This window comes from Rhodospirillales bacterium (genome assembly GCA_020638175.1).
In the GTDB taxonomy this organism is placed as follows: Bacteria; Pseudomonadota; Alphaproteobacteria; order Micavibrionales; family Micavibrionaceae; genus JACKJA01.
The window spans coordinates 1,388,969-1,407,468 of record JACKJA010000002.1 but is presented as its reverse complement, the minus strand read 5'-3'; the positions used below and the strand labels follow the sequence as shown (position 1 = coordinate 1,407,468).

19 protein-coding genes and 2 tRNA genes are annotated in these 18,500 nt (G+C 50.8%); 5 read left to right on the top strand and 16 right to left on the bottom strand.

The features are described from left to right. Positions 1-98: 98 nt before the first annotated feature. Both H6868_06885 and H6868_06880 read left to right on the top strand, forming a co-directional pair. The gene (locus tag H6868_06885) at positions 99-308 is read left to right on the top strand and encodes an AlpA family transcriptional regulator (protein MCB9989043.1); all 210 of its coding nucleotides are present in this window, start codon (positions 99-101) and stop codon (positions 306-308) included. Between the two features lie 47 nt (positions 309-355). After that, positions 356-586 carry a hypothetical protein gene (locus H6868_06880; protein MCB9989042.1) on the top strand — a complete coding sequence of 77 codons (231 nt, stop codon included), beginning with the start codon at positions 356-358 and terminating at the stop codon, positions 584-586. A 1-nt stretch (position 587) separates the two neighbouring features. Here H6868_06880 and H6868_06875 read toward each other — a convergent pair whose 3' ends face one another. From H6868_06875 to H6868_06860, 4 genes are all read right to left on the bottom strand, one after another. Then, on the bottom strand, positions 588-887 hold the full coding sequence (locus H6868_06875; protein MCB9989041.1) for a hypothetical protein: 300 nt from the start codon (positions 885-887) through the stop codon (positions 588-590). 2 nt (positions 888-889) lie between these two features. Beyond that, positions 890-1,222: a hypothetical protein gene (locus H6868_06870; protein ID MCB9989040.1), complete on the bottom strand. Its 333-nt coding sequence runs from the start codon at positions 1,220-1,222 to the stop codon at positions 890-892. A 421-nt stretch (positions 1,223-1,643) separates the two neighbouring features. Next, positions 1,644-2,402, bottom strand: a complete 759-nt coding sequence (locus H6868_06865) for a hypothetical protein (GenBank protein MCB9989039.1) — start codon at positions 2,400-2,402, stop codon at positions 1,644-1,646. Continuing rightward, on the bottom strand, positions 2,374-2,538 hold the full coding sequence (locus H6868_06860; GenBank protein MCB9989038.1) for a hypothetical protein: 165 nt from the start codon (positions 2,536-2,538) through the stop codon (positions 2,374-2,376). Before H6868_06860 ends, H6868_06865 begins: the two co-directional genes overlap by 29 nt. Positions 2,539-3,076: 538 nt before the next feature. On the opposite strand from H6868_06860, the gene H6868_06855 reads away from it, so the two are divergent. Further along, complete coding sequence (locus tag H6868_06855; protein ID MCB9989037.1) at positions 3,077-4,123, top strand: glycosyltransferase; 1,047 nt, start codon at positions 3,077-3,079, stop codon at positions 4,121-4,123. A 160-nt stretch (positions 4,124-4,283) separates the two neighbouring features. Further along, complete coding sequence (gene sseA, locus H6868_06850; GenBank protein MCB9989036.1) at positions 4,284-5,141, top strand: 3-mercaptopyruvate sulfurtransferase; 858 nt, start codon at positions 4,284-4,286, stop codon at positions 5,139-5,141. A gap of 451 nt (positions 5,142-5,592) precedes the next feature. Here the strand turns inward: sseA and H6868_06845 are convergent. The 10 genes from H6868_06845 to H6868_06800 form a co-directional block, all read right to left on the bottom strand. Further along, a tRNA-Arg gene (locus tag H6868_06845) sits at positions 5,593-5,669 on the bottom strand. A gap of 44 nt (positions 5,670-5,713) precedes the next feature. Beyond that, entirely contained in the window at positions 5,714-6,010 is a 297-nt protein-coding gene (locus H6868_06840; protein MCB9989035.1) for an ETC complex I subunit, read from the bottom strand. Positions 6,011-6,055: 45 nt separating this feature from the next. Then, the gene (locus tag H6868_06835) at positions 6,056-6,691 is read right to left on the bottom strand and encodes a DUF1109 domain-containing protein (protein MCB9989034.1); all 636 of its coding nucleotides are present in this window, start codon (positions 6,689-6,691) and stop codon (positions 6,056-6,058) included. Beyond that, positions 6,684-7,247 carry a sigma-70 family RNA polymerase sigma factor gene (locus H6868_06830; protein MCB9989033.1) on the bottom strand — a complete coding sequence of 188 codons (564 nt, stop codon included), beginning with the start codon at positions 7,245-7,247 and terminating at the stop codon, positions 6,684-6,686. Before H6868_06830 ends, H6868_06835 begins: the two co-directional genes overlap by 8 nt. Before the next feature lie 28 nt (positions 7,248-7,275). Beyond that, positions 7,276-7,352: transfer RNA gene (locus tag H6868_06825), tRNA-Pro, on the bottom strand. 51 nt (positions 7,353-7,403) lie between these two features. Then, a complete protein-coding gene (locus tag H6868_06820) occupies positions 7,404-7,790 on the bottom strand; it encodes a DUF192 domain-containing protein (protein ID MCB9989032.1) in 387 nt (128 codons plus the stop codon). A 214-nt stretch (positions 7,791-8,004) separates the two neighbouring features. Beyond that, a complete protein-coding gene (locus tag H6868_06815) occupies positions 8,005-9,435 on the bottom strand; it encodes an anion permease (GenBank protein ID MCB9989031.1) in 1,431 nt (476 codons plus the stop codon). Between the two features lie 98 nt (positions 9,436-9,533). Further along, complete coding sequence (locus H6868_06810; protein MCB9989030.1) at positions 9,534-10,043, bottom strand: CBS domain-containing protein; 510 nt, start codon at positions 10,041-10,043, stop codon at positions 9,534-9,536. Positions 10,044-10,225: 182 nt separating this feature from the next. Continuing rightward, positions 10,226-10,666, bottom strand: a complete 441-nt coding sequence (locus tag H6868_06805; protein MCB9989029.1) for a CBS domain-containing protein — start codon at positions 10,664-10,666, stop codon at positions 10,226-10,228. A 24-nt stretch (positions 10,667-10,690) separates the two neighbouring features. Further along, a complete protein-coding gene (locus H6868_06800) occupies positions 10,691-12,466 on the bottom strand; it encodes an ABC transporter ATP-binding protein (protein MCB9989028.1) in 1,776 nt (591 codons plus the stop codon). A 91-nt stretch (positions 12,467-12,557) separates the two neighbouring features. Here H6868_06800 and H6868_06795 point away from each other — a divergent pair, with 91 nt between their 5' ends. Continuing rightward, complete coding sequence (locus H6868_06795; protein MCB9989027.1) at positions 12,558-13,454, top strand: patatin-like phospholipase family protein; 897 nt, start codon at positions 12,558-12,560, stop codon at positions 13,452-13,454. A gap of 12 nt (positions 13,455-13,466) precedes the next feature. On the opposite strand, the gene H6868_06790 is transcribed toward H6868_06795, so the two are convergent. Further along, the gene (locus tag H6868_06790) at positions 13,467-14,393 is read right to left on the bottom strand and encodes a TIGR01459 family HAD-type hydrolase (protein ID MCB9989026.1); all 927 of its coding nucleotides are present in this window, start codon (positions 14,391-14,393) and stop codon (positions 13,467-13,469) included. A gap of 129 nt (positions 14,394-14,522) precedes the next feature. Then, positions 14,523-18,365 carry a hypothetical protein gene (locus H6868_06785; protein MCB9989025.1) on the bottom strand — a complete coding sequence of 1,281 codons (3,843 nt, stop codon included), beginning with the start codon at positions 18,363-18,365 and terminating at the stop codon, positions 14,523-14,525. Positions 18,366-18,500: the final 135 nt, after the last annotated feature.

Here is an 18,500-nt window from a genome sequence, read left to right as displayed (position 1 = left end):
TTTTCAAAAGAAATTTTCCTTCCATCATCTTTATAGCGACAGCCTAAATTCCATTAAAAATATTTGTATCCACTGGGACGAACATAGAAAGGATACAAATGTTAGACACGCCTAAAAAAGAACGCTTCCTTAGATTAACAGACGTTATGGCTCGTACAGGTTTGAGCCGTAGCGCAATTTATCTGAGCATCAGTGAAGGCAACTTCCCTAAAAATATCAATTTAAGCGCCCGTTCAGTCGCATGGCTAGAAAGCGAAATCGACGCATGGATGCAGGATCGTATTAATCAACGGGCCTTCACTTCTTAAACGCTCTTTCTTCCCAACTTTTTGCATTAGCAATGGAGAAAATTTCAATGAAAAAGATTTTAGATACAAACACACCCGCAGAAAATTGCGATAAAAAAACACTGGTAAAAGCCATACGAAAATACTGCTTAGAATGCTGTTTAGAAAAACCGTCCGAAGTTCGGTTATGTGCAGCTAAAAATTGCCCACTGTGGCATTTCCGCTTTGGAAAAAACCCTTTCCACAAACGCAGGATGACAGATGAAGAAAAACAGGCGGCCACCAACCGCTTAAGATAGTTTATTTTTCTTTGTTATCAAAAGTTACAACCCCTCCGCCTCGATGCACTCTAGTCCATACCACCGTATTTATTTCTTTATCTTCACCATCGTCTGAAACGTATCCAAGCTGATTCAGGGTTGTTTCATCCTGAACAAGCGTCCAAGTTCTGCCTTTACACTTATCGAGCAATATCGGGCCATGGAGTGGCTTGCCTATTTCTAAAATATCGTAGCATGAGGCGTTTACATCATAATTATGCGTTGCCCAATACCCTAGCATCAGGAATGCTAAACCAAAAAACACATGCGATTTCTTCATTGCTAATCTCTATCTACTTCAAAATTGTTCAACCTTAGAGAATCATGCTTTCCATTAAAAGTAAAACTCGCCGTTTCATAAGGAAATTCACCATACTTCCATGTTGTGCAGGTCCACTGGTTTGGAGGCATACCACACACAGCCACATCAACACTCTTGGGTTCGCCGAACATTGCGAGCACCTCATCTGAACTCATGCCTTGATGCACCTGCATAATATTCTCAGTGGTAAAAGTAGCTGGTAAAGCGGAAAAAGGGTTTGCGCCACTAGTAACGCAAGCTGAAAGTGATAGAGATCCAAAGCCAAGAAAAAATAAAGTCATAAATATGCGCATGTTAGCAGCCTTTCAGTTTAAATTCGAACAGACCACCAAGAGATAAAACCTCTTGGTAGCCGGGAGTTCGAAACCACTAATCATACGATAAATGGCCGACGGCCTTTGGGCCGGAGCCTTGGACATAGCCGCCGCTCCCGGCCATAAGACCGAAGAGCGGCATCCTGTGATGCGTTTTAGAAGCGCATCACTCACGGCTGATGCCAGCCGCGTATGATTAAGGGTTTCGAAGCCCCAAGCTCGCTTTACAGCGAACTTTCGCCAATACTGCGTTTTATTGGTAAAAAAATCAAGGTAATAGAAGTGTGTGCCTCCCCCTTTGGGGGACGGAAGGGGGGATGTCCGCACATATATTCTCTTGTCGTATATGTGCGGACTGACGCCAAAAGAACATCAATAGAACATAATGCGTGAAAATGGATCAGCCTACTAAGATAGAAGCTTGCGCAGGACAAACGCTGTTCACGTAGTTTATTATGGCGTCTCTTCTCTTGATACCGCCTGATTCAACAGCTTTCTGAAACTCACTAAATCTGTCTTCAATTATCTGAAGTTCGTTATCATTTATGCCAATATTAAATGCGGTCACATTATCATTGCGCCCATGAGACTTTGCTTCATTAATCGCAAAACCAGACCTGTCTACAGCCTCTAATAACCCGTTATAGGCGTAATCCAAGCTTTTCTTATCATCTGAAGACAAAATTATATCATCAACATAAACTGTAACTAAAATATCTTCGGGGAGGTCTTTCTCTAGGTAGTGACCAATCGCTGATTTATCTAGGCATATACTAGCGAGTAATTGAGATTGGACAAAACCGTATGGCAAAACGTACTTATCACGGTCTTCTTTATCCCTAACAGTGCTCCAGCCTGCTATTTTCTCAGCTAATTCGTAGTGAACGCCTATATCTTTTAAAGCTCTTATAACCCTAGATTTGGATATGCTTGGAAAAAAATTGGTTAAATCTATTTTTGCAAAGCAAGCACTTTCTCGGTGCTGTCCTATAGCTGCTAAGTGCCCTCCAGATTTAAAATGGTAAAAATAATCAGGGCACCCCCACTTTTCCTTAATAGCATCTACAAACTCATACCCTTTATCTTGGCATTCGTTAGTTGGAACAAATATCCAACGATTTTTAGGGGTTTTAAAACACAGTTCGTAATTGTAGGGCATTATCTTCTTTCAGGCGGTAGTCACTAGCCAGACGTCTTACAAAGTCTAAAACCTTCCAAAGCAGTAAAAACCACTTCAAAACATTCGCTAACTCACGCGTCCAGCTAGGGCTTTTGCGTTTTGAATTTTCACTCATAGGCAAAATCTCCTCATCTAGACCTTCTGGCGTCCATGCAGTACGAATACTGCTTAGTCTAGTGACCAACAAGGAGTTACGCATGAAATATTCCAAGGAACAATTCCTGTAACACCAATAGCAATACGCAAGTCTTACAAAATGCGTTCTGCGAGGAGAACCCTTTTACCAGAAGGTGAAAAATGTTATATCATACTCAGAGTGTGAAAAACAATTACACATTGGAATTTTCGGGTATATTTTCGGGTATACAGCTTTATTCACAATTTTATTAACTCAATAAATCAGTGGCTTGTAGGGCCAATTCGAATCCGGCCCGAGAGCCATTTTTCTTCTCAATCATCGCTTGGCAGATTTTGAATTTGGATTACTTGCTCCCATTGCGGGCAAGGAGCTTGTCGTCATGTTCAAAAAGGTTGTTTTTTGCCCTCATCTCTCTCAAGAAATTTCTTGCCATATAATTTCCTTCCCGTTTATAAAGCGGCAAAGCGTTATGTGTTATTGAAATGGTTCACCACTTTCCAGAAACAGAGCCGCCATGAAAATTCTTGTTATTTCAGAAGCCAAAGGGCAGACAAACGGCGTCAATACGACGTACACGAATATTGCACCGGAGCTTCAAGGAAAAGGCCACGAGATTACCGTTCTGGGTTCCAGTGACTTTAAAGGCGCCAAACCGCTTCCTTTTTATCCTGATATTCACATCATTCCGTGGCTCCCCTATCGTCAGGTCAAACAGAAAATCGAGGATTTACAGCCGGATCATATCCATATCGCCACCGAAGGAACGCTCGGTTGGGCGGCGCAGATGTATTGCCGCCGGCACGGCAAGGAATTTTCAACCTGTTTTCACACCAACTTCCATATTTACGCCGAACGTTATGTGCCTGTTCTTAAAACCGCCGCCCGGAAAGCAACGATCGCTTATTTGCGCGCTTTTCACAAAAACTCTTCTTGCCTGATGGTTGCTACGGAAGGACTGGAGCGCGAATTAAAAGAGTTTGGTTTTACGGCTCCTATGCGCCCTTTTTCCAGAGGGGTCGATACGGATTTGTTCAAACCGGGACTTAAAACGTTGTTCCAGGATGCGGCAAAGCCTGTTTGCCTTTATGTTGGCCGTATTGCTCCCGAAAAAGGGATCGATATCTTCCTGAATGCAGATTTGCCCGGCACAAAGATCGTTGTCGGCGGCGGCCCCGCACTCGAAGGGCTAAAGCGCAAACACGCCAATGATAACGATATTGTTTTTGCCGGGCGCAGAGTGGGCGCAGACCTGGCCGCGCACTTCCGTTCGGCAGATGTTTTTTGCATGCCGTCCGACACGGAAACATTCGGAATTGTAACCATCGAAGCCCTGGCCAGTGGGTTGCATGTTATTGCCGTTCCTTCTACGGCCAATGACAGCATTCTTTCTACGCCCCTGCTGGGTTCGACATCCCTCGATCTGCGGGCGGCTTTTGAACGGCTGGATCCCGATTCCCCGGACGCCCGTCAGGCACGCCATCAACATGTTCTGGACCACTACACTTGGCCAAATGCTGCCGGACAATTTGAGGGGAATATCCTTTCGCTTGGGAAAACCTGAGCGCTCCCGTTTTTGACTATTATTCGAAAACATTCCTTTCGTAATCTATCAAAGACCGGAGAGTTCTTTTTTCTTCTAAATTATCAAGTCTCTTTTCATCGCCGTCTCTTCACGGCAATATGAAGCTTTCATAAACGATCCAAGGATGTTTATTGCCATGATGTCTTCCTCTCAGCTTATTTCTGTTGAAACGCTTCACTCCTTTCTTGAGAAAGACCGTCCGATAAGGCTGCTGGATGCGTCTTTTGCCCTGCCCGGTTCCGGCGTGGATGTGCAGGCGGATTTTGAGGCAGGTCATTTACCCGGCGCGCAATTTTTCGACGTTAACCGTATTGCCGACCTGTCAACGGACTTGCCGCATATGTTGCCGTCGGCAGAGGACTTCGCCGGCGCCATTTCCGGGTTGGGGATTTCCAGCGATGATCTCGTGGTTGTTTATCACAATACCGGCATTCCTTACGCCTGTGCGCGGGCATGGTGGATGTTCCGGGTTTTTGGCCACGATAATGTCCGGGTTCTGGATGGCGGTATGGCGGCATGGAGCGCCGCCGGTTTATCTCTGGAAAGCGGGAGGTCCCCTGCCCCGGCGTATGGGATGTTTAACGCCCGGTTCCATCCGGAAATGGTCTGTGACAAAGATCACATCCGGCTGATTGTCGATCACAAGGAGACCGCCACTATTCTTGATGCCCGCAGCAAGGAGCGTTTTGACGGCAGCGTTCCTGAACCGCGCCCCGGTCTGGTCAGCGGCCATATTCCCGGTAGCCTGAATTTGCCGTTTGGCGACATGATTAATTCCGAAACCGGACGCTTCAAATCCCCCGATGCCTTAAAGGCGATTTTTGACGGTATGGATTTATCCGGCGAAATCGTGACAAGTTGCGGCAGTGGTGTGACGGCCTGTGTCCTGACATTGGGGCTAAACGAGGCCGGATACGACAATATCCGTGTTTATGACGGGTCGTGGGCCGAATGGGGCATGGAAATTTTAAAAAACCCGATTGAAAGAACTTTGTAAAATACTAAGCGCATTGAGATTGTTTTATTCGCATTTTCAAGTTATATATTTGCGATAATACATTTTCTTCTGTTTTTGATGCTTTTATTACAATAAACTCATCAAGTAAAAACAAATATAAAAACAACCATTACTTAGGCGGGTTTGAAACTTCCAAAAACAAGTCAAATACAGTTGAACTTGTCTTTTGCCCAAGAAAGAGTTGATTTTATCGAAACAACCGGAAGTACTTGGTTTTCCGCGGTTTTTTTGCACTTTTTTTGCTTTTTTTCTTGCAAAAACTTTCCGGTTGCTCTATAAGAATAATTACACACCCTCTATTACCGCCGTTTGTCCGGAGATGCTCTTGAGCTCTCCGGACCTTTTTTTGTGCGGCTCAGGCTACAATGTGCACTGGCGATAACGTGATTTTGTTGCCATCAATTTTGATGAAGGGGTAGTTGTAGAAAAATGGCGCGCCCGACAGGACTCGAACCTGTAACCTACTGCTTAGAAGGCAGTTGCTCTATCCGGTTGAGCTACGGGCGCCTGGAACCGATGTTTTATTCTAAATCGCAATTCCTAACAAGCCCTTACTCTTCGATCGGGATATAGCGGAATTTATCACCGTAATTGCGGGGGCGGACTTTCCGGGCATGCTCTATGCCGACCGTATAGCTCCAGCCTTTCTTTTTGGCGTAGGCGATGGCTTCGTCCTTTGTATCGAAAGCCAGTTTCACCGTGTTCAGCGTATCTTCGGTGCTGGTCCAGCCCATAATCGGTTCCGGGCGGCGCGGTCCGCCGGATTCAGGCCGGATCTGCCAGCTTTTCGTTTTGGCGCGGCCGGACTGCATCGCATTCTTTGCCGGTTTGTATATGATAACATTCATGATGACACTATCCTCATGCCGATGGAATCGTTTGCTATGATTAAATTACCAGCGGTAGAGACGACGGGCAAGCATCCCTGTCAAAGCCCCTACCCCGGCATAAGGCAAAAAGTGATGCAGGAACAGATGAGTGATATGGTCAACCGGGCACGCCAGACGTAACGCAATCCAGCCCGGCCCGGCCACAGCCAGCAACGTCATAAAACTCATCCACAATGGCCTTACCGTTGCGCCTTTACGCGCGGTATAAACAAAAGCGGCAAATGGCGGGGCAATGAGTAGAAGCGCATTCAAGCTGCAGCCATGCACATGAAAATCGGCATGCAGCGGCGTACTCAAAGCTTGTACCGCCAGCCAGCCCATGAACAGGGCAAACAAGGTTGTTGGCACCGCCAACAGCCAGCCCTGTCCGCGCATATCGGGAACCGCCAGCCAACCGGTCGCCAGCGCCGCACCAACAGCCATCAGTAAAACCATCAAGGCTTCAAATAAAAACGAAGATGTTTGCAGGAGGGATTGCGCATCGGCCCGCATGCCCAAAAGAACAGACAGGGCGGTGACATAAAGCAACGTTGCCCCAAACCACGGCGTAATCCGCGTCAAAGGATGTGCCAGAGGACGCATGGGTTTAAATTCCGCGCTCAGCCCGGCGATCAAATTTTCTGTGGTCTGTTTACTCATAACCGTTTCCCAATATTTTTTTCAGCTTGCCTGCCGAGCGATGAACGGACACTTTAATCGCCGCGACGCTCATCCCCGTCTTTTCCGCCACCTCCTGCGCGGTGTATCCCTCGATACGCATCAAGCGAAAGACTTTGCGCTGTTGTTCCGGCAGTTGCGCCAGAGCTTGCTCCATATCCTTTAATTCGCCCGCATAGGCCGGATCGGTTACATGCTTTTGATAAATATTTGTATCGTCAAGGGCGGCTTGCCGCTTGTTCCCTTCCTGATAGTACTTGCGCAGGAAATCCGTCCGGCGGAAATTGATGATGGCGCCCAGCCACGGCTTGAACGGACGATCGGGGCTGTAGGTGTGCAGGGACTTGTGAACAGATATCAAAACTTCCTGCGTGATGTCCTCGACCCAGTCGGCATTGGCCAGTCCGCCGGACAAAATATTACGAATGTAGGGAAGGAGCGCATTCAAGAGCGCGTTATAGGATTTGCTGTCGCCATTCTGCGCTTTGCAGGCCCAGTCGCGCCAGAGCTGTTCATGATCGTTTGCGGCCGGTTTCATGTTTAAACTCCCAAGCCGGGAAGGCAGATGGTCGGGGTGGAGAGATTCGAACTCCCGACATCCTGCTCCCAAAGCAGGCGCGCTACCAGACTGCGCTACACCCCGTATTGTCAAAAGACCGTGACGTTGTACCCCGTCCCCGGGAAAATCGCAAGACTATTCTACTTGTAAGGGGGCTGTGCCGAATGTCTTGTAGAGAACTTTGTTCCCCGGCTTCAGCCCCAGCTTTTCCGCAACGCCGCCATTGATTTCCAATACGGCCAAAACCGGGCCTTCCGACGGGATGCCGGTCTGGTCGTGCGGCACAGCATTATGATGGATGTGGTGGATGGTGCCGTCAGCCCGGATGAACACCATATCAAGAGGAATAAAGGTGCCCTTCATCCAGAACGACCGTGGGTTCTCACGGGCAAAGATAAACAGCATGCCGGCATCCTCCGGCATTTCCAGCCTGTTCATCAGGCCCTGCATCAATTCTTCGCGCGTGCGGGCAATTTCGACCCTGAAGGGATGCGTAACGCCGTCCTGTGTTACAATGGCCAGCGGTTCGCGGATCGGTTCGACCTGCTGAGTGGCTTCATCCTGTGCGGCAGTTTTTTTGAATTCGCCGGCATGGGCGGGCGTGCCGATAAAAAAGACCAGACAGAGGGCGGCAAAAATTCTCATGGCATTGTTTCTTTCGTTCATTGCTATGGGGCCATAATAAAAGGGCCACGGAAAATTACCATGGCCCTTTTTAAATTATTTTCCGTACCGCTTAATGCTGGGCGGAAATGATATGTTCCGCTGCATCAACCGGGATTTCTTCCAGCGTCCCGTTCAAAGCGGCCATGCGTTGCTCCGTATCGTGAATCGGAGAGGCATAGAAGTTGAAAAAGCCCCAGAAGATAAAGGTTGAAACAATCAGCGCTACAATCATTGTCGGCGTCCCTTTACGGAACCACAGGCCCGGCGTAATTGCCAGAGAGGGCTTGTTTTCCTTCTCGGCCAAACGTTCGGACAGTGCCATGACATACAGGTTCGGCGAAGCGCCCAGGTGCGTTCCGTTCGCGCCCAGACCAACACCGACAGCCAAAGCCCACCAAAGCGGCATAACGTCGATGCCCTCGGCTTCCATACCCAGAATGATCGGAATCATCGCCGCCGTGAACGGGATGTTATCAATCGCCGCTGACAGGATCGCCGATACCCACATCAGGATAATGCAGGCCATAACGATATCATTTTCAACAAGCGGCTTGATAAACTGACCAACCCATTCGAGGAAATGGCTGTGTTCAACACCGCCGACAATAACGAACAGGCCGATGAAGAACACCAGCAAAGACAGTTCGATGTCAGCAAAATAGGAATCCGGGTTGGCCTTGTAGGTCAAAGCCAGCAATACCGTCAGCCCAAAAGCCGAGACAACCCATGCATCCCAGCCCAAAGCCGTCTGGAAGATGAACATGAAAATCATCGTTATCATTACGAGGATTGAGGCATACCAGATTTTCTTGTCTTTCAGCAGTTTGCCATTGGTAAATTCCGTCTTTTCCGGTTTGGCTGTCAGCTTCTTATTGAACAGGACACGGATAGCAAACAGGGATACAACCCAGGCCACGACCACAATGCCGGCCATGCGGATGAAAAAGTTACTGAAATTGATATCCGCAGCGGAACCAATCATAAGGTTCGGCGGGTCACCAACCAGCGTAGCGATCCCCCCCACGTTCGAGAGCAAAGCCGCGGCCATCAAATGTGGCACCGGGTTTACCTTCAACGCCTGGGAAATCAGAACGATCAGAGGGCCGAAGATGGCCACCACCGTTACGTTTGCCAGAAACATGGAGATAACGCTGATCGACAGCCCCATCATAAACAGCAGAAGAAACAGGCGCCCCTTACTGAATTTAGCGATGCGGTAAGCTACAGCCTGAAACCCGCCTGTGGGGATCATGATCGAAACAACCGTCATCATCGCCCCCAGCAGGAACACAACGTTCCAGTCGATCGCGTGCAGCGCGCCTTCCGGGTCGTAAAAGCCGTAGAACTGGCCGACAACAACCATCAGACCTGCGCCGAGCATGGCGACTTTCGTACGGTGAATGTGGTGTAAATGTTCGGTAAAAATACCAACAAAAGTAATAAAAAGGACAATAGCCGATGCCAGCATCGGAGTGTCCAGAACAAGTTCTTCGTGTATCATAATAGTTCCTTCAGAATTTTTTAGCCTGCGATTTTTTTAGATCGCTTATAGCTCGTCTTTTTTCTCTGCAAGGAGTAAAGGAGTTTAAGAACGACACCCTACTCGTTTACCTCTTTACCTTCTTCGAGATGCTTGGTAATCCGCAGCAGTGACTTGATCGCCGTCTGAGATGAAATGATTCCCGCCATCGTGTTGTTATCATCGCTGACAACCGGCAGAGGACTACCATATTTAACCATCAGGCGAATGCCTTCGCGCAGTGATGTCTCCGGTCTTACTGTCCGAGGATTTTTTATCATCACATCTTCCAATTTTTTGGGAAGAATCAACTCAAGACGCTTGGCGACCCAAGGCGATGTTCCCGATACAAAATCCAGGCTGATGTCCATGTTTTTCAGGCGAGTCAAGCCGCCATCGAATGTCACTGGAACTGGAAGAATATTCGTTAGAAGGTGCATGAAGTTAAAAACACCAATAACTTCATTTTTTTCGTTCACGACCGGAACGGCGCGAATACCGTGTTTATCAAACAGGGCAAGCGCATCTGCAACAGTTTGTTCCGGGCGCGCCGAAATTACTTCTGTTATCATTGCATCTCTGCAAGGCATATCTTTTTCCTCGTATTTTCTTTTGGTTTTACGGGTGCAGACAACCCTGTCAGGGATGCCCTGCTCATTTGGCGCCGCACTATGCTCCTTTTTTAAAAATGATGCAACGCCAAAAAGGAAAATTTTTCAGAATCAGATGAATTCAAATTGAATCAAGACGTTAAGAGGCGCGACTATCCAGATCAACCTTCCGCTTCAAGCGCTTCCAAAGCGGTCAATTCGGAAACCAGCCCGACAAAAGCGCCTTCCGCATCCGTTACCGGCAACGGTCGTCCCGTCTGGGTCAGCAGCCCGATAATTTCCCAAAGCGGCATGTCCGGTTTGGCCACCGGCATGTCCCGTTCCATCAGCATGCTGACTGGCTGCGGCTTTAATTTGCGCAGACGTTTTTCGAGTCCGGGCGCCGCGCCCAAAGGAACCCGCATTCCCAGATCCGTATCGACAGATACCGGCAACAATCCCTTCATCAGGTGACGAAGGCTGAAATATCCGACAAGCTGTTTACCATCGACAACGGGGGCGCTCCGGATGTTTTTCTTTTTGAACAAGGCCACAGCCTCTTCCACCGTTTGCTCCGGCTTGAGTGTTACTACCTTGTCCACCAATGCCGCTTTGATATCCATTTATCTATTCTCCATATCCAATATTTATTGCAGTCCTGTTTGATACATTCTGGCATAAAGTCCAGCTTTTTCCAGCAGTTCTTCGTGACGGCCCTGTTCGATGATTTTGCCTTTATCCAAAACAATGATCTGATCGGCGGCCTGAACGGTTGAAAGGCGGTGAGCAATCACCAGAGACGTACGCCCTTTTTGCAATTCCGCCAAGGTGGCCTGTATCGCGCGCTCGGATTCATTATCCAGTGCCGATGTGGCTTCGTCCAACAATAAAATCGGCGCGTTTTTCAAGACCGCGCGGGCGATCGAAATACGCTGGCGCTGGCCACCGGAAAGCTTTGTGCCCTGCTCGCCCAGTATGCTGTCGTAGCCCTCCGGCATGGCCATGATAAAATCGTGTGCGAAAGCCGCTTTGGCGGCCTCCCGGATTTGCTCGTCGCTGGCGTCCTGATTGCCGTAGGCGATGTTGGCCCGGACCGTGTCGTTGAAGATGGTGATGTCCTGCGAGACCAGCGCAATGTGCCCCCGTAAGGAAGACAGCGTTACGTTCCTGATGTCCTGTCCGTCGATCATCACCCTGCCCGATAGCGGGTCATAGAATCTGGGAATCATATTCATGATCGTGGTTTTACCGCTGCCTGACGGCCCGACCAGCGCGGTGATTTTCCCCGGCTCCATCGTGAGAGACACATCATTCAGCGCCATAATTTCATCTTCGTCATAACCAAAGGAAACGCTTTCAAAGACGATTGACGGCTTGGCGCTCGCCAACGTCAGGGCGCCGGGACTATCCTGTATTTCCGCCCGGCGATCCATCATGTCAAAGACCCGGTCGGCGGCCCCCATCCCCATCTGAAGCGTGTTATTCAGGGTCGCCAGCTTTTTCATCGGTTCGTATGCCAATGCAAAAGCTGCGATGAAGGAAATCAGGGAGCCTGTGGTCAGCGCGCCGTTGAGAACCTGCATCCCGCCATAAACAATCACGCCGGTCACGGCCAGACCGATCAGCGTTTCATTGAACGGCGTCGATAATGTGCCGAGCTGCACGCTTTTAACGTTTAGTTTGCGCACCGTGTCTATGGCCGTCCCGGCGCGGTTTCGTTCAAACGATTCCATGCCATAGGCTTTGACCTGCCGGATGCCTTGGAAAATCTGGGTCAGGACATCGGTCAGGCGGGCCTTGTGGTCCTGCAGGTTCCCGGACAGTTTACGCAAACGCCGCCCGATAATGGCTACAAATGTGGCGGCAAACGGGAAAAAGATAAAGGCGATCAAAGAGAGCTTCCAGTCCTGATAAAACATCAGGGCGACGAGCAAAACCAGAGTCAGGAGACTTTTTCCGACCCCTACAAAACTGCCCGCCACGGCCATGCGCACGACTTCGACGTCGTTCATAACGCGGGAAACAAGCTGGCCGCTGGGGTTTTGCTGGAAAAAGGATAAATCCAGATCAATGAAGTTGGCAAACAGGTCGTTTTGAATATCCATGACCATCGCCTGCCCGGCCCGGTTCATCAGAATGGTATGGATATAGGTCGCCAGCCCCCGGATAAAGAAGCACAGGAAGACCGCGCCGGCCATCGGCACGATCAGGTGCCGGTTCGTTTCAACCAGAACATTGTCAACCACGGGCTCCAGCAGTTTGGCGAATCCGGCGGTCATGGCGGCGGCAATCAACATGAACACAAAGGCCAGACCGATCTGCCCCCAATAGGGATTCAGGTAATCCCTGGCGATCCGCTTTACCAGCGAAAATGTGCTGCGTTTATGCTGCTTTGCGGCAAGTGTTTCCGTATCAGATGTCATCGTTTTGTGTTACTCTATAAAGAGGATGGTGTGCAAGAGCATGACACAAAGAAAAAAGAAAAAACAGGGCGTTAGCCCCTCTCATTCACAAATGCCTATCGGACTGGCGCTAGGCAGCGGTATGGCCCGCGGTTTTGCCCATATTGGCGTTATGAAGGCTTTGCTTCGCAATGGCGTCGAGCCGACCTTGATCGCCGGGACATCCGTCGGGGCGTTGGTCGGCGGTTGTTATCTGGCCGGAAAACTGGATGAGCTGGAAGAGTGGGCTTTATCGCTGAACCGGCGCAAGGTCTTTTCCTATCTTGATTTCCGGGTGCGCAGTGCCGGGATGATTGCCGGTAAAAAATTGCAAATTCTGCTGGAATCTTATTTTGAAGGGGTGCAGATCGAGGATCTGGAGCACCCCTTCATCGCGATTGCCGCCGATCTGGCCACAGGGCATGAGGTCTGGCTGCGTAAAGGGGATTTTATCGATGCCATGCGGGCCTCGTTTGCCCTGCCCGGCGTTTTTCCGCCGATGGACATCAATAACCGTCTGCTGGTTGATGGCGCGCTCGTCAACCCGGTGCCGGTATCGGCCTGTCAGGCTTTGGGGGCGCGGATGACGATAGCTGTCGACCTGAACAGTGACATGATTGGCAAGGCCGTCCAGCCCGGAAACAAGTATCAGACGATTGCCGGGTTTGATATTACCCCGCCTAAAAAACACGACATCGCCGGACGTTTATTTGGCCGCGACCCGAATAATCCCAGCCTGTTCGGCGTTATGGTTTCAGCGCTGAATATTCTTCAGGACCGTTTAACACGTTCCCGTCTGGCCGGAGACCCGCCGGATGTTCATATCAAACCGCAAATCGGGCATATCGGTTCGATGGAATTTGAGCGCGGACGGGAAATGATTGCCGAAGGTGAAGCCGCTGTTGAGCGAGCTCTCCCCGAAATCAAGGCTGCCATGGCGGTACTGGCTACGCGTGAAGCGGATGAGTAGTTTTACTGATTTTTATTTCCGTTTTTTGTGCTTACGGTCGGGGAGCGGATTACCCCATTTAAACCGGTCAACCAGATAAGTCGGGCGGACGTTGTTATATTGCAGCGTCAGGATATTCAGGGTTTTATCGACATCGTAAGGTGTCTTGCATCCCTTAAACGCCCCGATATGCATGCCGTTTTTAATCAGGCAGGTATCAATCCCCATCGCCGCCGCGCCGACAATGTCATGCGCCATGGTGTCGCCGATCATGACGGTCTGGCCCGGATAGATTTCCTGTTGCTGGAGCTTGCGGATACAGTGCTGGAAAATCGGTTGGTGCGGCTTGCCGATATAATGAACGACGCCGCCAAAATCCTGATAGCGGCGCGCAATCAGCCCCGGTCCGACATGCTGGGCTGATCCGACCAGCATCCGGCTGTCCGGGTTGGCACAAATAGCTTTTAACCGGCGGCGCACCGCTTTGCGCAAAATCGGTTCATAATAATCCACTAGCGTTTTTTCCGGCGCGTCCGAGCCGCTAATCATCAGAAAATCAGCTTGTTCAATGTCGTCGACCAGTTCGATATCCAGACCATCAACGATCGACGTGTCACCGCCGCGGCTCATCAGGAAGCAACGCTGGCCCAGCCCTTTAAAAATGCCCTCGGTCTGATCCTTCAGGCCCTGCCAGGCGATTTCCCCGGAGGTTACAATTTCAGTGTACATAGAGGGCGGAATACCCAGTTTTTTCAGGCGTTCGGCGTTTTCCTCGGCCCGTTTACCGGAATTCGACAGAATAATGATATATTTTTTCCGGTTATTCAGCTCTTTGAGAGATTCCAGCACGCCATCATATAGTTTCTCGCCATTATGGAGAACGCCCCACTGGTCGATAATAAAGCCGGCATAGCTGTCCGATATATCGGATAACCCTTGGCAGAATTTGGTTTTGCCCATAACGCAAACACCCTCTAATACTTTGATAGAACAACAAAGAACAGGATAAGACACACTTCCTTAATAAAGGATTATGATGCCAATGCTCTTCTCAATCAAGGGGGGAGCGTCGATTGTTTTTGCGCTGGATTATGAGGATGATTTTTTATCCTCGCGCATCATTTTCGGCGCGCGTCCGGCGGCTTTGCACAGCATCTGGTAGAGTTTACCGATATCGCTCGTGGCAAAAGTTGTCGTGAGAAGATCGCTGTGGTCGGTGGCGGATGCCTGATCGAACAATTCTTCGAATTGACGCAGGAAGCGCTGGACGTAGGTCCGGAATTCATTGTCGGCGGCAAATTTCTCGCGTACTTTTTCAACCGGAAGCTGCTCGTCCATCTGGGACAGACGTCTGGTAAAGGCGGATACATCACCCTTCTGGAAGGCTTTCCACGTTTTCTCCGGAATTTCATTTTCCAGCATCCGGGTAAAGTCGACAGACAGGGAGTGCAGGCTCTCGATAATAAATTTCGCCGAGGCCATAAAGGCTTCGCGCTGAACGCGGTTATCCTGGTCCTTGATCTTGCGGGCCAGATGCGTTGCATCTTCAACCGCCTTGAACAGGGCATTTGATTGGCGGCTAAAGGTTGAGGCCGCTTCGTCGGCCGCCCTGATTGCCGCCGTGGACACGGATACCAGACGATCACTTTCCTCGGCCAGTTCTTCGCGTGAATCCCGGATTCCTTTTACGACGCTACCGGCCGATGTGCCGATATCATCCAGTTTGCCAGACAGTTTGTATATAGCGTCGCTGATCTGTTCGGCGGCTTCGGCGGAAGATTGCGCCACCACCCCGGCTTGCCTGCGCAGCTGGTCACCATATTCCTGTGATGTTTTCAGGCCGGCATTCATCTGTTCATTGACTTCACGGGACCGCAGAGCAAAGCCGTCACCGGCTTTTTTCAGCTCCAGCAACGATTCTTTCGTGTTGCGCAGCAGGCTGTCGGCTTCCAGTTTCACTTTCGTTACCAGATCCACCGTCATGTTTACAGAGTCGTTCGCGGCCTTGCTCAGGCGTTCGCTTTGTTCAAAGACCTTGTCGCCCACACCGTCAAAGCGCGCAGTGACACGATCGGCCGTTTTATCGACTTGCGCGGCGCTCCGGCCAATCTCTTCGCCGACATTGCCAATCCGGGCCAGAGCCTGTCCGACCGATTCAGACAATTCATGGAATTGTTCGTTGATTGTTTTCTGCACCGTTTCGATTTTCAGGAGCGCTTCGTCCGTCATCAGGTGAATGTCCGTCGACTGATCGGCCAACGCATTACGCAGATCGTGCATTTTATCATTCGCCGATGTGGCGGCACGTTCGATGTCCTCGACCCGTTCTTGCATATCGTTGCCGGATTTTTTCAGGATTTCGGCGGCATGATCGGCGCCGCTCCGCAGCCCGTTGAGGCGCTCGTCAAAGACGATGCTGATTTGCTGCAAGCGGTCCAGATTGTTGCGGGTGGAAACCTCGAAGCCTTTTTGCAGGTTTTCAAACTGCACATGGGCTTGTGATACCCGGTCCATGGCATCGTCGAATAAGGGCTCGAACCCGCCGGATGTTTTTTCCAGCGCGTCCATGACCGTTATGAGGGACTCGTTCGCCGTTTCGGTGTTTTTCTTCAATGTCAGGGTTTTTCCGGTAATGGCCTCGTCCAGATCACCCATATTCCCCAATGCCAGCTTGGTGGAGGCGCTGACTTCTTCACAGCGCGCCGATATCTGCTCTTCCAGTTTCGAGAGATTTTCAACCGCGCCATCCGATAGCACCGTCAGACGCGAGGCCTGGTCCTCCAGTGCATCGCGCACGGTTTCGATGCGGCTTAACGATTCTTCGACTTCACTGCCCAGCACATTTTTCTGGTGTGCGAGCTGTTCGTTAATCGTCCGGGCATGGCCACCAATCTGACCCGCCATGGTGGAAATTTCCTGAGCCTGTCCGCGCAGAATATTGCGGATATATTCAGAGCTTTCCCGCGCCTTGCCGCTGGCATCGTTTAGATCCGTTACGCGCTGGCGCAGGGTTTCCTCGATTTGCGTATGGCGGCTGTCAGCCTCATCAACCGCATTGTTTATCGCGCGGAGCGGTTCTTCCAGAGACGATTGGACGCTCTGGATACGGTCCACTATGTTGATCGTGGCGATATTGATTTTTTCAGCCTGATCTTCAGCCGAGGCGGTCAGGGTTTTGACCTGTTCATCGGCAAGGGCCGAAGCCGCTTCAATTTGCTCCCGGCTCTTTTCGATCAAACCGACGATGGTTTCCATACGGGCTACGTTGCCTTCCCCGGCTTCATCGAGTTTGGCGATCTGCTCGCCCGCCGTTTCCATCAGCGTTTCGGTTTGCTGGCGTGTGCTGTTTGCCGATTTCTCAAGCGCTTCCACGGCGCGCCGAACCGCCGCCGTTACGGATTCCGCGCCGGATACGGCCACGGACATCGCTTCGCTCAGCTTGTTCGCCGCCGCGGTTCCGGCATCTTCGATGGCTTCGGCTTCTTTTGCGATTCCGGTCACCGTATCGTGAAGTTTTCCGGCCTGAACATCCAGACGGGTTTCCAGATCAGCGGTACGGTCGGCGACCCCCTCCCCGGCGTCGTGCAGGCGCTCAAGGCTGGCATTGATGGTATCGGCCATGCGGTCGGCCTGACGGGCGACCTCTTCGGCGCCTTTATCGAGGGCTTCCCTGTGGTCCTGAATGGTCTGGCTGGATTGTTCCATGGCTTGCAAGGTTTTGTCGGTGACATCCTTTAATCCGTCGACTTGCTGGCCGATTGTATCGGACAGGCGTGATGTTTCCGCCGCCACTTTTTCCGCGGCAGACGATAGAGCCTCGGTATGGCTGTCGAACTCGCCGCTGACATCTTTCAGGCGCCCCGCCATGCGATCGACGGATTCGCTTAAATGATCGAAGCGCTGATCGAAGAAGCTCTCCAGCCCTCCGATTTTCTCGCCAGCCTGATCGGCGGCGTCCAGAATCTTGTCCGCGCCGCGGCCCATGGAGGCTTCCATTTCCGTCGCCCGCTCCAGAATGTTCCGCGTGGCTTCATCCCATGCTTCGGCGCCAGATTGCGCCCGCGTTCCGATATTATCGGTGCGTTGTTCGATTTCCTCGGTCAATGACAGCAGGCGGGCCGAGCGTTCGTGCATGGACTCGGCCATTTTATCAATATGAAACTCGGTTTTTTTCGACAGGCCGATAAAATCACGGATTTCATTTTTCAGGCCATGACGCGCCCGTGCGATCGCCTTGATTACCGATTTGGACGATGTTGCCAGTTCAGCCGACTGACGGCACAGCTCCTCAATGTCTTTATGCACTCGCTGCGCCCGTTCTTCGGATGGGAACAAGATGGATTGCAGCTCATGACGCAGTGCTTCCGAATAATGCGCGACCTCTTCCCGGCGCTGGAAAATACCAAGGATATACCAAAGCAGCGCGACGGGCGCCAAAATGCCCGCCAGATAACCGCCCAGCTCGTGCGGGGCCATGGTGCTGACATTGCTCAAAACGCCATTACGGATGGTGGCGTAGGCGCAAAATGCCAGCCAGAACACCGTCAGGAAAGCCCCGGCTACACTCATGACTTTGGCAAAGGCCGATCCTTTTAGCGGCGCGGCATTCAGCGGGCTCAGCATTAAAACCGGCTCGTCATCGCTGTAATTTTCGTGGTCGATTGCCGTTTTTTCCGTGCGCAGCGCCCGAACATGCAGGCCAGAGGCCGGGCTTTCCTGATTTTCGGAGTCCGAAGACAGGTCAGGTTTTGCCGGCACGGCTGTTATGCGCAAATGTTTGAGCCCCTTGCCCACTTTCAGGCCCGCATCCTTTTTTGCCGTCAGTTCCGGGATTTTTCTGCTTTCCCCGATCGAGGCTGCATCGGGAGAAGCCGCTTTGGCTTCGGGCTTGTTATCCGGGTCTTTTTTCGGCACGGCAGGCGCAAGTTTCATGACGTAGCTCTCTCCCCACACTTGAGGTTTTGTCGTTAAAAAACTGATTTATATGGATTAAGGTGCCTATTTACACATGAAAGTGCGTAAACGGCAAGAGGAGAATCGAAGAAAGACGTTTTATTTCATGATTAT